The sequence below is a fragment of the Halomonas sp. AOP13-D3-9 genome, from assembly GCF_052379125.1.
Lineage (GTDB): Bacteria > Pseudomonadota > Gammaproteobacteria > Pseudomonadales > Halomonadaceae > Vreelandella.
Genome location: NZ_JBQSYH010000008.1, coordinates 110661 through 125403, shown reverse-complemented (window position 1 = coordinate 125403; position 14743 = coordinate 110661). Strand labels below are relative to the sequence as shown.

The 14743-nt window shown below is 54.8% G+C and carries 13 protein-coding genes; 6 read left to right on the top strand and 7 right to left on the bottom strand.

What is annotated here, in order from left to right; all coding sequences use genetic code 11:
* Positions 1-2 precede the first annotated feature (2 nt).
* Together ACT3UM_RS10640 and ACT3UM_RS10635 are read right to left on the bottom strand one after the other, a co-directional pair.
* Positions 3-1367, bottom strand: a complete 1365-nt coding sequence (locus ACT3UM_RS10640; protein ID WP_498898601.1) for an amidase family protein — start codon at positions 1365-1367, stop codon at positions 3-5.
* Positions 1368-1418: 51 nt separating this feature from the next.
* Positions 1419-2936, bottom strand: coding sequence for an NCS1 family transporter (locus tag ACT3UM_RS10635; RefSeq protein ID WP_498898599.1), 1518 nt, complete (start codon positions 2934-2936; stop codon positions 1419-1421).
* Positions 2937-3282: 346 nt separating this feature from the next.
* Between ACT3UM_RS10635 and ACT3UM_RS10630 the strand changes: the two genes are divergently transcribed.
* From ACT3UM_RS10630 to ACT3UM_RS10605, 6 genes are all read left to right on the top strand, one after another.
* On the top strand, positions 3283-4314 hold the full coding sequence (locus ACT3UM_RS10630) for a GntR family transcriptional regulator (protein WP_498898597.1): 1032 nt from the start codon (positions 3283-3285) through the stop codon (positions 4312-4314).
* A gap of 427 nt (positions 4315-4741) precedes the next feature.
* Positions 4742-5623 carry a polysaccharide deacetylase family protein gene (locus ACT3UM_RS10625; RefSeq protein WP_498898595.1) on the top strand — a complete coding sequence of 294 codons (882 nt, stop codon included), beginning with the start codon at positions 4742-4744 and terminating at the stop codon, positions 5621-5623.
* Positions 5624-5678: 55 nt separating this feature from the next.
* The gene (locus ACT3UM_RS10620) at positions 5679-7037 is read left to right on the top strand and encodes an MFS transporter (protein WP_498898593.1); all 1359 of its coding nucleotides are present in this window, start codon (positions 5679-5681) and stop codon (positions 7035-7037) included.
* Positions 7034-7822 carry an SDR family NAD(P)-dependent oxidoreductase gene (locus tag ACT3UM_RS10615; protein WP_498898591.1) on the top strand — a complete coding sequence of 263 codons (789 nt, stop codon included), beginning with the start codon at positions 7034-7036 and terminating at the stop codon, positions 7820-7822. The genes ACT3UM_RS10620 and ACT3UM_RS10615 overlap by 4 nt, the downstream gene beginning before the upstream one ends.
* A gap of 63 nt (positions 7823-7885) precedes the next feature.
* Positions 7886-8626, top strand: coding sequence for an SDR family NAD(P)-dependent oxidoreductase (locus ACT3UM_RS10610; RefSeq protein ID WP_498898589.1), 741 nt, complete (start codon positions 7886-7888; stop codon positions 8624-8626).
* 114 nt (positions 8627-8740) lie between these two features.
* Positions 8741-9442, top strand: coding sequence for a hypothetical protein (locus ACT3UM_RS10605; RefSeq protein WP_498898587.1), 702 nt, complete (start codon positions 8741-8743; stop codon positions 9440-9442).
* A gap of 43 nt (positions 9443-9485) precedes the next feature.
* Here the strand turns inward: ACT3UM_RS10605 and ACT3UM_RS10600 are convergent, their stop codons facing one another.
* From ACT3UM_RS10600 to ACT3UM_RS10580, 5 genes are all read right to left on the bottom strand, one after another.
* Positions 9486-10418, bottom strand: a complete 933-nt coding sequence (locus ACT3UM_RS10600) for a hydroxymethylglutaryl-CoA lyase (protein ID WP_498898585.1) — start codon at positions 10416-10418, stop codon at positions 9486-9488.
* Between the two features lie 77 nt (positions 10419-10495).
* Complete coding sequence (locus ACT3UM_RS10595; RefSeq protein ID WP_498898583.1) at positions 10496-11008, bottom strand: TRAP transporter small permease; 513 nt, start codon at positions 11006-11008, stop codon at positions 10496-10498.
* A gap of 11 nt (positions 11009-11019) precedes the next feature.
* Complete coding sequence (locus tag ACT3UM_RS10590) at positions 11020-12066, bottom strand: TRAP transporter substrate-binding protein (protein ID WP_498898581.1); 1047 nt, start codon at positions 12064-12066, stop codon at positions 11020-11022.
* A gap of 122 nt (positions 12067-12188) precedes the next feature.
* Positions 12189-13478, bottom strand: a complete 1290-nt coding sequence (locus ACT3UM_RS10585; RefSeq protein ID WP_498898579.1) for a TRAP transporter large permease — start codon at positions 13476-13478, stop codon at positions 12189-12191.
* Between the two features lie 13 nt (positions 13479-13491).
* The gene (locus ACT3UM_RS10580) at positions 13492-14709 is read right to left on the bottom strand and encodes a CaiB/BaiF CoA transferase family protein (RefSeq protein ID WP_498898577.1); all 1218 of its coding nucleotides are present in this window, start codon (positions 14707-14709) and stop codon (positions 13492-13494) included.
* Positions 14710-14743 lie beyond the last annotated feature (34 nt).

Genomic DNA, 14743 nt, shown 5'->3' with positions numbered 1-14743 from the left:
GCCTATTGGGTGGCAGCCGGGAAGCCCAAGTGATCGCTGGCGGCAAGTGCAACTCTCATGAGTGCCTCATCTTCTCCGCAAGGTGCCGTTAGCTGGATGCTGGTGTGCTGCTGGTTCTCGTCCACACCGCTGGGCAGTGCGATAGCGGGGGAGTCCAGCAGGCTTGCCACCATGCTCAGCCGCAACGTGGCGAGATTCACTTCAGCGAAACGCTCTGGATTATCTTCCAAAGGGGCAAGGAGAGGCGCAACGTGAGCAACCGTGGGTGAGAGTAGCGTCGCCCCGGCGAGTTCATGGCGAAGCTGCGCTTGAAGTGATCGGCGCTGGCGATAAAGCGTCACTATGCTGTCTGGTGCCATCTTTTGCGCACTCAATAATCGCTGCCGAACCCTTGGATCCATAGCGTCTGCCGCGTCACTTTCCAGCAGCACACGGTACTCGGTGTAAGCTTCTGCTGCGCCCAGCCAGCCGTGATGTTGAATAAGGTGCAGAGTGTCGCTCACGCTGGCAAGCTTGCGTCTGACCAGGTGAAAGCCTGCATTAACAAGCTGCTCGGCGCTGCGCTCCAGGTTTTGCCGCACGGCTTCTTCGATACGTTCGTCGTCCAGATAGGACGTATCCAGCACGATGACCGTGCGTTCGGGGTCAGCACCCTCCCGCGTTGTAACCTCTTCTCCTCGCATGACATCGTCGATGGCCAGACAGTCTTCCAAGGAATTAGCGATGACGCCAATGGTGTCCAGGCTATGGGCTAGGGGAGTGACGCCTTGCCGACTATGGCGAGCCTGGGATGGGCGATAGGATGCCAGGCCATTAAAAGCGGCAGGTACACGAAGCGAGCCTGCCGTATCGGTTCCGATTGCTGCAGGGACGATGCCTTTGGCGACGGCCACTGCTGATCCAGAGCTGGAGCCACCGGGCACCCTGGGCTCTCCCGTGCCCGGCGTATGGTGAGGCGTGCCATAGTGCGGGTTCAGCCCCAGGCCTGAGTAGGCCAGTTCAGTCAGATTGGTCTTGCCCAGGCAAACCATGCCAGCTGCTGTTGCATGGCGAACCGCCATGGCATCGTATTTGGCGGGCTTATCTGCGAGTACTCGACTGCCAGCCGTTGTCACGCTCCCTGAGACATCGAACAGGTCTTTCCAGGCTATCGGGACACCATCGAGAGGCCCTAGCAAAGCGCCGTGCGCTTGGCGCTGTGCAGCGGCCTCGGCCTCGAACATGGCGCGTTCGGGAGTGAGCGATATAAACACTGAGTCGCTGTCTTTAGCCGCTGCCAAGCATTGGCGCGTCAGTGTGACCGGGTCGAGCCTGCCATTTTTGATGGCTTCGCCAATGGCAAGGGCAGTGCTTGGATAATGGGCCATAAAAGTCCCCCGAGTTAGTCGATTGGCGCTGTAGCGACGATGCATGCCAGCTTAGCGATCTTCACGCTTAAGCGCAGAGGTCGGGATGTCGTCGGTCGTCAGACGCTCGAAGCGTTTCTGCTCGGTGTAGACCCAATTCATGCCTACTGACGTCGCTAGAAAACGATCATCAAAATTGCTCTCTAGCTCTTCTTGAGGGTAGCGACGCAGGATCCAGGTTTTCATCAGTAGCACGTACACCACCAACGCGGTGATGAAACCAACTGCATAGGCGTACTGTAGGAATATCAGTGCCATGATCCCGCCAACCAGCCAGGCGATAATGCCAGCTGGGTTGAATCCGTTGAAAAAGCGGAACTGGCCTGCGGGATCGTACAAGGCGGGCACATTAAGGCGACGGTGCCGCAAAATGTAGTAATCCGCGACCATAATGCCGCCGATAGCGGAGAGTATCGCGCCATAGTAGCTAAGGAAGGTAAACAAATTGTTCAGAATCAGCCAAGGCATGGAAGCGGTGCCGATGATACCGGCGATGACCAAGGCGACAGGATAGCTAATACGAGGTGCACCGGCATTGACGAAGGTAAGGGCGGCCGGAATCAGGTTGGCGGCATTATTGGTAGACCACTGAGCCAATATCACCATGGCTAATAGTGCCACCATGGTGAAGCCCCCGCCCTGGCCTTGAATGACGGTGACGGGGTTCCAGTCACCTGCCGCGATAAAGGACACGCCACCAATCAACGCCACCCAGGCCTGAGTCGCAGGTAAGGCCAGAAACTGTGCGACGAAGACGTTGCGATTGCGGGCGAAGAAGCTACGTTCTCCTCCAGGCGTGCGTAGGAAGCGGGTCAAGTTGGGAATATCCACCGCCAATGCTGACCAAAAAGCCATGTTGGCGAAGAACAGCGCCAAAGGCACTACTTGTTGATCGCCAACAAAGGTCCAGATATTGATGCCGTTGGTCTCAGCTAACACGTTGAGCGTGAAGTACATCCAGACTGAGATGGCGACGATGCAGGGGGCGGCGATAGAGGCGAGTAATTCTACTGCGCGAATGCCGAGAGCGGTGTTGACGATCTGCACTACCGCGAAAAGCACATACCACAATACCCAATTATCAAACCCCCACAGGTACTCCACAATGCCGTTAAGGGCCAGGGCGCCGAGGTAAGTTTGTACACCGAACCAAATGGCAGCGACCACGCCCCTGGAGACCGCAGGAAGATGCGTGCCCTTGAGCCCAAAGGGGGCGCGTAAGTAGACGGCAAAAGAGAGGCCGTGCTCTGTTCCAATATCAGCGGTAAGACTCATGACGACGCCAAGCACAAGGTTGGCGAAGAAGATGATGGCCACGACCTGAATCAGTGGTAGCCCAGCAACACCGCCAGCGCCGAGCTGGAAGGTGGCAATGATGACGGCCATCCCGATCCATAACCAGATAAAACCAAAGAAACCAATCGTTCGCTGATTCAGCCAGACCGGCAAAATGGAGGCTTCCAGCAAGTTCTGATGGCTATTGTCTGATCCAGCCGTTGCTGGTTCGTTGATATCTTTTGTAGGTTCCATTGCATTGTTCCCCTGAATTGTTGGTAGTCAGTTTTGGTGACAATGGCGTGCTTATTTTTTAAATTATAAAATGTAGTATGGATACAAAAAACATTACCTAGCAAGTGGCGCGCGATAATTCTGTGCAGAAAATTTGCCTGGGTTAATCTAATATTCTGTTTTTAAATGAAAAAATTAAGAGAGATCTTGGTGGAGGTTAGTGCGAGGGTATTTGGCAGGCTGTTGCCGTTTTTTCTCGGCTCAAAAGGCAGGGAGGGAAGTGTTAGGATATAACAATTGACATGTATCTTTACCTTGATGGTGATAGCTGAGCAGGACTTGGTAATAACTAGGGAAGGATAAGTTTGTGGAGGATGTGGTTCTGACCATTGACGATAGTTCTAACAGCGTTCAAGAAGGGCAAGCTCCACGCTATGCCAAGATTCAAGAATCGTTACGTGATGCCATTGTGTCTCAGCGTTTGCCGCCCAGTTTGGTGCTGCTTGAGGGGCCGCTTGCGAGGATGTATGGAACCAGTCGCGGGCCAGTGCGCAAGGCGCTCGAGCTGCTGCATGAAGAGGGGATGATCAGTCGCTTTGAGGGGCGTGGTTTTTTGGCAACGTCCGAGCCCGAAACGGTCACGCCGAAGCGTCAGACGCTGACGCCGGAGATGCTGGGTCTCGCCTCTGACTATAAGTCACAGATAGATGCTCGTCCGATCTCTGATCGCATATACGCTCAGGTGGAAGAGGCTGTCGCCACGTGCCTAGCCTTTGGCCACTTTCGCATCGTTGAGGCGACGCTTAGTGAATATTACGGCGTCAGTCGTACCGTCGCCCGGCAAGTACTGGGACGCCTTCGTAACCAAAGGCTGGTCGAAAAAGATAATTACTCGCACTGGTTGGCGGGGCCCCTTACTGCCCAGGCAGTGGCTGAAGATTTCGAAATTCGTGCGCTGCTGGAGCCAGCGGCGCTTAGGGCTTCAGGCCCTCTGCTGGATAAAGCTGAACTAGAGGCGATGAAAGCACACACTCAGCGCTTGATTGACCATCCTGAACTACAGAGTGCGGAGTCGATAAATCACCTTGAGCAAGATTTGCATCAGCGGTGCCTGCGCCACTACCGAAACCGCAAAGCTCGCGAGATGATTGCCCAGAGCCAGCTGCCGGTAATTGTCAATCGTATGTTTTTTCAAACGGTCGGTGTGCCCCCGAACGAGCCCCTTTTGAGGGAGCATCAGCTGGTGCTTGACCACCTCTTGTTTGGTGCTTTCGATGCTGCCGCATCAAGTTTGCAAGCACATCTCCATGCTGCCGCCGAGCGTACCCGGCGCCGGTTAAAGGTTTTATCGGTTTTTCCCGAGCCAGACCTCCCGCCTTACCTACTCAAAATTACTTGAGCCACTCTCTTTTAACGCCCTGCTGTCCTGTAAAACGCTAGATACTTGCGGTAGGGGCAGTTTTTGGCGGATTGACGTCATTTTTAAAACGTTAACCGGATCCATTAGTCAAAAATATGCCCATTTTTGGGGCATAAGAGTATCTTTCGCTTCTCCTTCAACGATGTGCTGCACCAAGCGGCTTAGGTTCTTACGGGCGATTTTTATGAATTTATCGCGGAAATAGCTTATTTTTCGGGTTTTTTAGCGATTTTTTTCCTTTTTGGTGCAGTTGGCAGTGATGTGTTGAGCATTTTTGGCAGCCGATAATACGTTATTGACATAAATGACCTTTGTGTCCAGTCTTCAATTTATGGTGTTTGGTGATAGTGATCATTCGCCTGCTGCAAGCACACCATGACCAAGTACTAATAACGAGGTGTTCAAAATGGCTAAAAAAGAGATTCTCTGCGCATTTGGTGTTGACGTTGATGCCGTCGCTGGCTGGCTGGGGTCGTACGGTGGTGAGGATTCGCCCGACGATATTTCCCGCGGTTTGTTTGCTGGTGAGGTGGGGGCGCCGCGCCTGCTTAAACTGTTTGAGCGCTACAACCTGAAGACGACCTGGTTCATTCCCGGCCACAGCATTGAGACCTTTCCGGAGCAGATGAAAGCGGTCGTTGATGCTGGTCACGAGGTTGGCGTTCATGGCTATAGCCACGAAAACCCGATCGCCATGACGCGTGAGCAAGAGCGGGATGTGCTCGACTACAACATCGAGCTGGTTACCCAGCTATCCGGTAAGCGGCCGACAGGTTATGTGGCCCCGTGGTGGGAGTTTAGCCCGGTCACCAATGAGCTTTTACTCGAGCGTGGCATCAAGTATGACCACAGCTTAATGCACAATGACTTCCACCCCTATTACGTACGCGTCGGCGACTCTTGGACCAAAATTGATTACTCCAAGGCTGCGAAGGAGTGGATGAAGCCGCTGGTTCGCGGCAAAGAAACCGATTTGATCGAGATTCCTGCCAACTGGTATCTCGATGACCTCCCGCCAATGATGTTCATCAAAAAGTCGCCCAACAGCCATGGTTTTGTTAGCCCACGCCATTTGGGTGAAATGTGGCAAGACCAGTTTGATTGGGTCTACCGCGAGAACGACTATGCGGTGTTTACCATGACCATTCACCCGGATGTTTCGGGCCGCCCTCAAGTACTGATGATGCTTGAGCGTCTGATTGAGCATATGCAGAGCCATGAGGGTGTGCGCTTCTGTACCTTCGATGAGATCGCTGATGACTTCGCTAAGCGCAGCCCGCGCAGTTGAAGCCGATAAGCACTGTTAATAATACAAAACGATAATTGAAAAGAGGGTGAAGTCGATGGCCGAACCAAATTCAAATACGACTTCCGAGGCAAGTCAGCACGCTGATGAGCCCTGGAATGCTGTCATCACTAAAAAACAGATCGGCTATGCCTCGCTGGTTTGTTTCATTGCCTGGGTGGCGTCGGTCTACGACTACACCCTGTTTGGAACATTGCTTCCTGTCATTGCTGAGGATTTTGGTTGGAGTGCGGCTAAAGCCACTGCCATTAACACCTTTGCAACGATAGGCGTATTTTTGGTTTCGCTGGTAGTCGGCTTCATGCTTGACCGTTATGGGCGCAAGAAAACGCTGATTTTACTGGTGATTGGTGGAGCAGTAAGTTCTGGGCTATCGGGTGTCGCCATGGGGGCGGCTTCGATGGTGATTATTCGCGCCTTCTCTGGCTTTGCGGTTTCAGAAGAGGTAGTCAACGCCGTTTATCTCAATGAGATCTATAAGAAGGCCAAGGGTCGGGGCTTCATGTACAGCCTTGTACAGAGTGGCTGGCCTGTGGGTGCTCTACTAGCTGCAGGTATGACCTCATTGTTATTGCCCATCGTGGGCTGGCGCGGCAGCTTCTTTGTTGCCGCTTGTGCCTCCATCATTGTTATTGTGATGGCAGTTAAGTTGCCTGAATCGCCTGTGTTTGCGGCTATTAAAGAAGTAGAGCGTCGTCGTAAGGCTGGAGACGCAGAGGGCGCAGCAAAGTTGGCTGCTGAGCAAGATATTGAAGTCGACACTGGCAATAATCTGGGTCTAAAAGGGGTTTTTTCACCAGAATTGCGCCGTCATACCATCTCGCTCTCGTTGGTCTGGCTATTCAGTTGGATGGCCATTCAAGTCTTCGCGGTGCTGGGTACCACCGTACTAGTTGAAGCGAAGGGGGTTAGTTTTGAAAACTCTCTTTACGTGTTGATCCTGGCTAACGCCGTTGGCTTTGTCGGCTACCTAAGCCATGGCTGGATGGGAGATCGTGTTGGTCGCCGCAACACCGTGCTGATGGGCTTTCTGCTGGGGGGGATAGCCAGCATCGTTATGTTGCTTGGCCCGGCTAATGACAGCTTTATCTACATGATGTACGCCGTCACGCTGTTTTTCCTGCTTGGCCCTTTTGCGGCAATCCTGTTCTATATGGGCGAATCTTTCCCCGCGCACGTTCGTGGCACGGGCACTAACGTGGCTCACGTAATGGCACCGGTAGGCGCGATTATTGGCTCAGGCCTGGTTTCCATACTGCTGACGATTGGCGTCAGTATGATTTGGGCAGCGATTTTGGCGGGCTCTTTGCCATTGGTTCTCAGTGGCTTGTTGATGTTTGGTACGCGCCATGTGGATCACCTCGAAAATGACCCAATAGAGGAGGCGGTAGCATGAGCGTATTAGCGCGCGACGATGGTTTGGCAGGCAAGGTGGCCATCATCTCAGGTGCCGCTAGCGGCATTGGTCAAGCCCTTGCCATTAGCTATGCCAAAGCTGGCGTTAAGGTAGTGGCAGGTTACTACCCGAACGATCCCCACGATGTCGAGGAGACGGTTTCCGCCGTAAAAGCCATTGGCGGAGAGTGTGTCGCGGTTGCATTAGATGTTAGAGATGCCAATCAATGCGATAACTTTGCGCAGACGGCCATCGACACCTTTGGCGCCCTTCACATCGTTGTTGCCGGAGCAGGCATTCTACGCCAGGCACCCTTAGGCGAGCTTACCGATCAAGCATGGGACGACATGCTATCCGTAGACTTGACGGGGGTAATGAGAGTCTTCCGTAGTGCTTCCAAGTTAATGCATGAAGGGGGCGCTATGGTGGCTATTTCATCTATCGCCGGTGGTGTGTATGGATGGGATAACCACGCCCATTATGCTGCCGCCAAAAGTGGTTTAGTAGGCTTAGTCAAGTCGCTAGCGGTTGAACTTGCCCCTCGCGGTATTCGTGTGAATACCCTGATTCCAGGGCTGATCGAGACGCCTCAATCGCTTGATCCGGTTAATTCACTTGGGCCAGAAGGCTTAGCGGCGGCTAGTAAATTAATTCCTTTAGGGCGTGTGGGGTATGCCGAGGAGGCTGCCCGTACGGCACGTTTTCTGAGCAGTGACGATGCAGCCTACGTTACAGGCCAGCAACTGGTGGTCGATGGCGGCTTGACCGTGCGTTGGCCGAGCTAATTATCTGCCTATGAAGCGAGGAGCAATCCTCGCTTCTTCTATTTAATAAGCTGAGTGATCCTTATGTCTAAAAAACTTCAGGGACAAGTTGCCCTCGTCGTGGGTGGCGCTAGCGGCATCGGCCGTGCGATTGCGGAGTGTTTTCATGCGGAAGGCGCCACCGTTGCCTTGGCTGATCGCAATCGTGACGCATGTGAAGAGATAGCCGTATTACTTGGAGACAGTGCAACGCATCATAGCGTCGATGTCGCTGAGGAATCCTCTGTTCAGTTGATGGTTGATGAGGTGATACGCCATCACCAGACTATCGATGTACTGGTCAATTGCGCGGGCATTCTGGATGAAACGCCTTTCTTGGAAATGTCTGCTGAGACGTTTGATCGAATGATCAGTATTAATCTGCGCGGTACTTTCTTGGTGGGACGCTATGTTGCCGAGCAGATGGTGAAGCGAAAAAGCGGTCGGATCATCAATATTTCCTCCCAGTTAGCGCTCAAAGGAGGCGTGGGCTTATCTCACTACTGCTCAGCGAAGGCGGGGCTATTGGGGCTAACTAAATCGATGGCGAGAGAGTTAGCACCCTATGGGATTCTTACCAATGCCATCGCACCAGGCCCTATTCTAACGCCGATGCTAGAGGGGCTTAGTAAAGAGTGGGTTGCCAATAAAGAAGCTGAACTCCCGCTAGGCAGGTTTGGAACAGCAGAAGAAGTGGCGCCCACGGCGCTTATGCTCGCTGCCTCTCCCGATGGCGATCTTTACCTTGGACAGACGCTCGGGCCTAACAGTGGCGACGTCATGTAGTGGGCTGAAAATAGACTTATGCTAAGCCTTATTCTTGTAAAGTGGCTTTCCACCACGTTAGTGGTGGTCTGCGTATCGCTTGCAGCTGTTCGCCTGGGCCCTAAGATCGGAGGCGTGTTGGCCGGTACGCCAATAGTGCTGGGCCCTGGCTACTTTTTCATGATTCGTGAGCAGTCCGACCCATTTGTGGCTGATGCGGCACTGGGCTCTTTGCATGCTATGTTGGCGACGTTGATGTTCTGTCTTAGCTATGTGCTGCTTGCTAAGCGATGGGGTGCTGTTGCGAGTGTTGCTTGCTCTGCACTCATTTGGATGTTGGCAGCAGCAATATCGGATCGGCTACCAGGCGGCGTTCTCTTAGCGCTGTCGCTTTTTGGGGTAATGTTACTGTTTTCGCGGGTTTACATTAATTCGATTGGGCTCTCTTCCAAAGCCGTTTCGGCACCCGTACGTTGGGGAGACTTGCTCGTTCGCGGTGTGTTAGCGGGAGGTGTTGTCTGCTTGGCGACAATTCTGTTGGTTAATGTCGACCCTGCTGTCTCGGGTATTGTGCTGAGTTTCCCCATCGGCATGTTAACCATTGCTCTGACGCTTCATCAGCGATATGGGGTTGAAGTAGCGCGGGTTACGTTAGCCAATACGCAGCTTGGAATGCTCAGCTTAGTAGCGTTTAGTGCTGTGTTAAGTGTAAGTATAGAATTATTGCCTTCCGGTTTTGCGTTTTGGATTTCATTGTTTTTATCGCTTTTCGTTAGCACTTTTCTATGGCTTTTTAGTCGGTGGAAGATTAGTCGCAAAGTTGTTTGTAAGTCCTGAGGAGAAGCCCAACGTTGTGAGCAAGGCAATCCTGGGAACCCCCTCAGCTCACTCGTTCCCTAGGAACCTGCCGCAGATGGCTAGCCGTTTGACCGCCAGGCAGGGCGGCAAGCATATCAGCCGCTTCTAGCAGTTTCGGTAGGTTGATACCGGTAGTGATTCCACCACCATGTAGGGCATATAGCAGATCCTCTGTGGCGGTGTTACCCGTGGCGCCTGGCGCGAATGGGCATCCACCAAGTCCTGCGCAAGCAGTGTCGACTGCTGTGGCGCCATGGCTGATGGCGAAAAGGGCATTCGCTACCCCCATGCCAAACGTATTATGGCCGTGGAAGGCCCAGTTCACTCCTGCTCTGGCATGTCGTTCGCGCAATTGCGTGAAATAGTCGGCTACTTGGTAGGGTGTAGCTCGTCCGGTCGTGTCACAAAGCGCTACCTCTAGAGGCAAGTCGCCAATCAGATCAAGTGCGCTGCTGAGAATACGATCAACTTGTTGCCAGCTAATGGTGCCCTCGAAGGGGCAGTCGAAGCTGGTGCCAAGGTCGAGGCGCAGTCGGCTACCCTCGGTGTGGCGCATACGTTCAATCACCCGGTTCAGTTCTTGTATCGACTCATCAGGACTGCTTCGTACATTGCTTTTGTTATGGGATTCCGACACCGATACGACATAAACCACCTCGCGAATGCCGTGCTCCAACGCCAGTTCCGCTCCCTTGAGGTTTGGCACCAGGGCAGAGAAGCGCACATCTTGCCGGCCAGCAAACGCCTTTACTAACTTGCCGGTATCGACCATTTGGGGAATGGCCTTGGGGCTTACGAAAGAGCCAATCTCCAAGCGAGTGACGCCTGCATCGAGTAGCGCCTGTATACAGCGCTGTTTATCGACAGTGGACAGTATGTTGCGTATCGATTGAAAACCGTCTCGTGGCGCAACCTCGACAAGTTCAATACTGGATGGCGGCGATAGGGGCGTCATTATATGTTCTCCGCTGGTTGCTCCAAGGAGTGACGAAGGCGATTAGCTATGAGAGGTTGTCTCTTCATGATGGCTCTTTATGATGGCTGTTCATGATAGTTATGACGAAAGCGCTTAGCGGCACGGGCAGCGTCGATGAGGAATTGTAACCCCAGGGCGGCGAAGCCGATGGGTAGCAGCGCATAGGGGTAAACCATTGGCGTTCCTAGCGAGCTTGAAACACGTTCGCTGTACTCAAACGCCTGCATCGTCATGATGCCGCCACGCCATACGAGAATGATGCAAAACAGCGTGCCCAACAGGCCCGTCGTCAGGTCGATGAAGGCGCGGATACGCGTTGGTAGCTTATCTTTAAAGAAGGTAATACGGATATGGGCGTCGTGACGCTGTGCTTCGGCGGCGCCAATCACCGCTAGGTAAACCAGGAGAAAGGAGTTGATCTCCAGGCTCCAGCTAGTGGGGGCCGCGAAGACATATCGCATGGTGGCGTCATAGCAGATAGACACCATCATGAAGACTAACACTGCCATGGATGTCCAGCGTAGAACGGCCAATAGGCCGTCCCAGCTACGCATTGCCATTGTTGTCATTTCACTCTCCCTTAAGCGTTGCCAAGGGCCAGCGCGATAGCGCGATCGCCGACCTCCTCACCGACTTCTTCCTTCCAGTGATCCCAGACGTCCTGGACGCCGGCATTGAAGGCTTCAAGGTCTTCATCGGAAGGCTCGATAATCTCCACCCCTGCCTCCTCAATCTGGGGCCAGTACTCGTTGGGGTAAATATCGTTGTTGCAGTGCTCAATGAAGTTCTCGTCGTACCAGTCAGCTGCCTGCTGTAGTACGGCGCGCGCCTCGTCGTCAAGGTTGTCCCAGGTATCCCGCAGCATAAAGGGCGCGACCGAGAAACCGGTGATCGGTAGCTTGTAGCAGACCTGCAACTGCTCCTGGAGGCTGCGGCCGATCACCGTTGAAATATTGAATACCCCGGCGTCGACGGTTCCCCGTTGCAGTGCCATGTAGGTCTCTGAGGAGGGAATGCGGGTCGCCCCCACGTTGTAAGGTTCAAAGGCTTTGGTGGCCTCAAAACCGACGATGCGAATCTTCTTCCCGCGGACATCCTCAAGGCGGCGGATGGGGCTAGCCTCGGTGCTCCACAGATACTCCGGCTCAAGGATGCCGCCACCGGAGGTGAGCATGTAGAGGTTGTCCTCGGCCAGCACCTCGTTGATCAGCTCCATCAGTGGGCTGCCCTGGCGCAGGCGCTCTGGGTGGCGATAGAGCTCGCCCACTACCCCAGGCAAACCGGTGACGCCCAGTATCGGGATGGAGCGGGTGACGTAGGAGAAAGTATGGAACATGAAATCGATGCTGCGCGCCCGCAGCGCTGGCAGCTGTTCGTCTACTTTGAGCAGTTGGCCGGAGTCGTAAAACTCCACCGAGAGGCTATCTCCTCCCTGCTCTTTGAGCATCTCCACGAAGCGATTGGAGCCATAGGTCAACGCCTTGTAGGAGTCGGGCAGATAGGTGACGCCCGTCAGCGTGGTCGCGGCGTAGCTACGGGGCGCTAGCAGGCTCTGGGTGCCAAACAGCGTGGCACCGGCGGTGGCGAAGGTGCCGTACTTCAGCACTTGGCGGCGAGACAGTGTCATGGTGAATCTCCTGATTGTTGTTGTAAGAGTCTGTTGTAAGAGGCTGTTGTATGAGTCGGAGTAAAGGTTTGTTGTGATGCTCCTTTGTAACGTTGCACTTCACTGACGTTGAAACACCGGGGCTACATCAGCCCCGGCAACCACAGGCTGAGGCCGGGGAAGAACACAAACAGCATCAGCACGAGGAACTGAACGGCGACAAATGGCAGTGCGCTTTTGATGATTTCTTCCACTGAAAGCTCGGGGCAGACCCCGCGCAGCGCGTAGAGGTTGAGCCCCACCGGGGGAGTGACCACGGCAATCTCAAGGTTGAGCACCATCACGATACCGAACCACAGCGGGTCGTAGCCCAGGGCGGTGACCAGGGGCAGCAGTACCGGCGTGGTCACCACGATCAGCGACACGGCATCGACGATCATGCCCAGCAGAATCAACAGCAGCATGACCGCCACCAGAATCGCCCAGGCGGGCAGGCCGGTGGCGGTGAGTGCCTCGGTGAGCAGCTGTGGTACGCGCACCATGTTGAGATAGTCGCCGAAGATCTTGGCGCAGCCGATAATCAGTAGGATGGCGCCACTGACGCGCGCAGTCGTCGCCAGTATCTCCAGGAACTTGCGCCAACTGAGGCTGCGAAATATCAGGGTGGCGATCAAAAAAGCACCGCCCGCGCCGATGCCAGCGGCTTCGCTGGGCGTGGCGAGGCCCGAGTAGATCGAGCCCAGCACGGCCACCACCAACAGCGCAGCGTGCCAGATGTTGGCCAGGCTCGCCCAGCGCTCTTTCCAGGTAAAGCGCTCTTTACTGGCGGGCGCCTCTTCAGGGTTCAGCCACACTCGAATGTAGATGAACAGTGATAATGCCAACGCGAGCACAATGCCGGGCACGATGCCGCCGATAAATAGATCCGCCACAGAGACGCTAGAGACGGCGCCATAGATAATAAAGGGCACACTGGGAGGGATCAGCATGGCCAGGGCACCAGCACTAACAACAGCACCGGCGGCCAACGATCGGCTATAACCGCGCTGGAGCATCTGCGGTACGGCAATCGACCCCACTGCTGCAACGCCCGCTAGACTAACCCCCGATACGGCGCCGAACATGGCCGAAGCCCCCACCGAAGAGATTGCCAGACTCCCCCGCAGCCAGTTGAGCCAGCGCACGGCGGCAGTGAAAAGACTCGACCCCACCGGGGTCGCTCCCAGGAAATTACCCATCAGAATAAAGAGGGGCAGGGCAATCAGCTCGAAGGCATTAAGCTGACCAAACAGTGATGTGGGAGCGAAAAAAAACGCCAATGAGCCGCGCGCCATATAGAGGCCGGCCAACCCGGATAAGCCCAGGGCTAGGAAAATAGGGAAACCGATGACAATCAGCCCGACTAAAATGGCAAGAACGATAATGGGATCCATGATGCTCTCCCCCTCAGATCACGTTGTCGGCGCGAAGAGCGTCGAGAGTATCGGCTGAGAGCGCCAGCCAGTCGGCGAGTACTGTATGGGTGTGCTCGCCCAGGGCAGGGCCGACGCTACGTACACTGCCTGGGGTGCTGGAGAGCCGTGGGAAAACATTTTGCATCGGCAATGGGCGGCCATGGCGATCAGGTACCTCTACGATCGATTCACGCGCCTGGAAGTGTGGATCGTCCAGCATATCGGGGGCTCGGTAGACTAACCCTGCTGGCACTCCCGCCTCGGCGAGGATATCCACGATGTGAGAAGCGTCGTGCTGCTGGGTCCAGGCCGCAACAAGGTCGTCGATAGCCTGCTGGTTCTCCCCGCGTGCGCGATGGGTCGCGTAGTCAGGATGGTCGGCTAGTCGAGGTTGCCCCATGGCCTCACAGAGGCGGCGGAAGACGGTGTCCTGATTGGCGCCGATAATAACGTCGCGCCCGTCACGGGCTGGGTAAGCATTTGAGGGGGCAATTTTGGGTAAGAAGCTGCCGCTGCGCTCGCGGACTTTTCCAGCGCGAGCATACTCAGGAATTAAGCTCTCCATCATTGCCAGTACAGACTCAAATATCGAGCTATCGACCACTTGCCCTTTTCCGCTTCGCTCACGCTGATGAAGGGCCATCATCGTGCCTAGTGCGGCGTGCAAGCCAGCCAGTGTGTCGCCGATTGAGATGCCGACCCGCACCGGGGGGCGATCAGGATAGCCGCTTAAATAGCGTAGCCCTCCCATGGCTTCGCATACTGAAGCGAACCCAGCCCTGGTTGCATAAGGGCCATCTTGGCCAAAGCCAGTGACCCGCACCATGACCAGCTTTGGGTTGTGGCGGGAGAGTTCGTCGTAGCTTAGTCCCCAGCGCTCCATGGTGCCGGGGCGAAAGTTTTCGATGATGACATCAGCATGCGCCGCTAATTGACGCAACACGTCTTGCCCGCGCTGCTGACGAAGATCGAGGGTCAGCGATTGTTTGTTGCGGCCAATCACGTTCCACCACAATGGGTCGCCACTCTCCTGATCGGCTTCTCCCCACTGCCGCATAGCATCCCCCTTGCCGGGAGGCTCGACTTTCACTACCTCAGCACCAAAATCTGCAAGCACTTGGCCGCAATAGGGCCCTGCGATGAGTTGTCCTAGCTCAAGAACTTTAATGTTCTCAAGGGGGAGCGGGGAGGGCGTATTTTGTTGTCTCATTGTTGTTCTTAGGCCTCTTTATAATCAACCAATG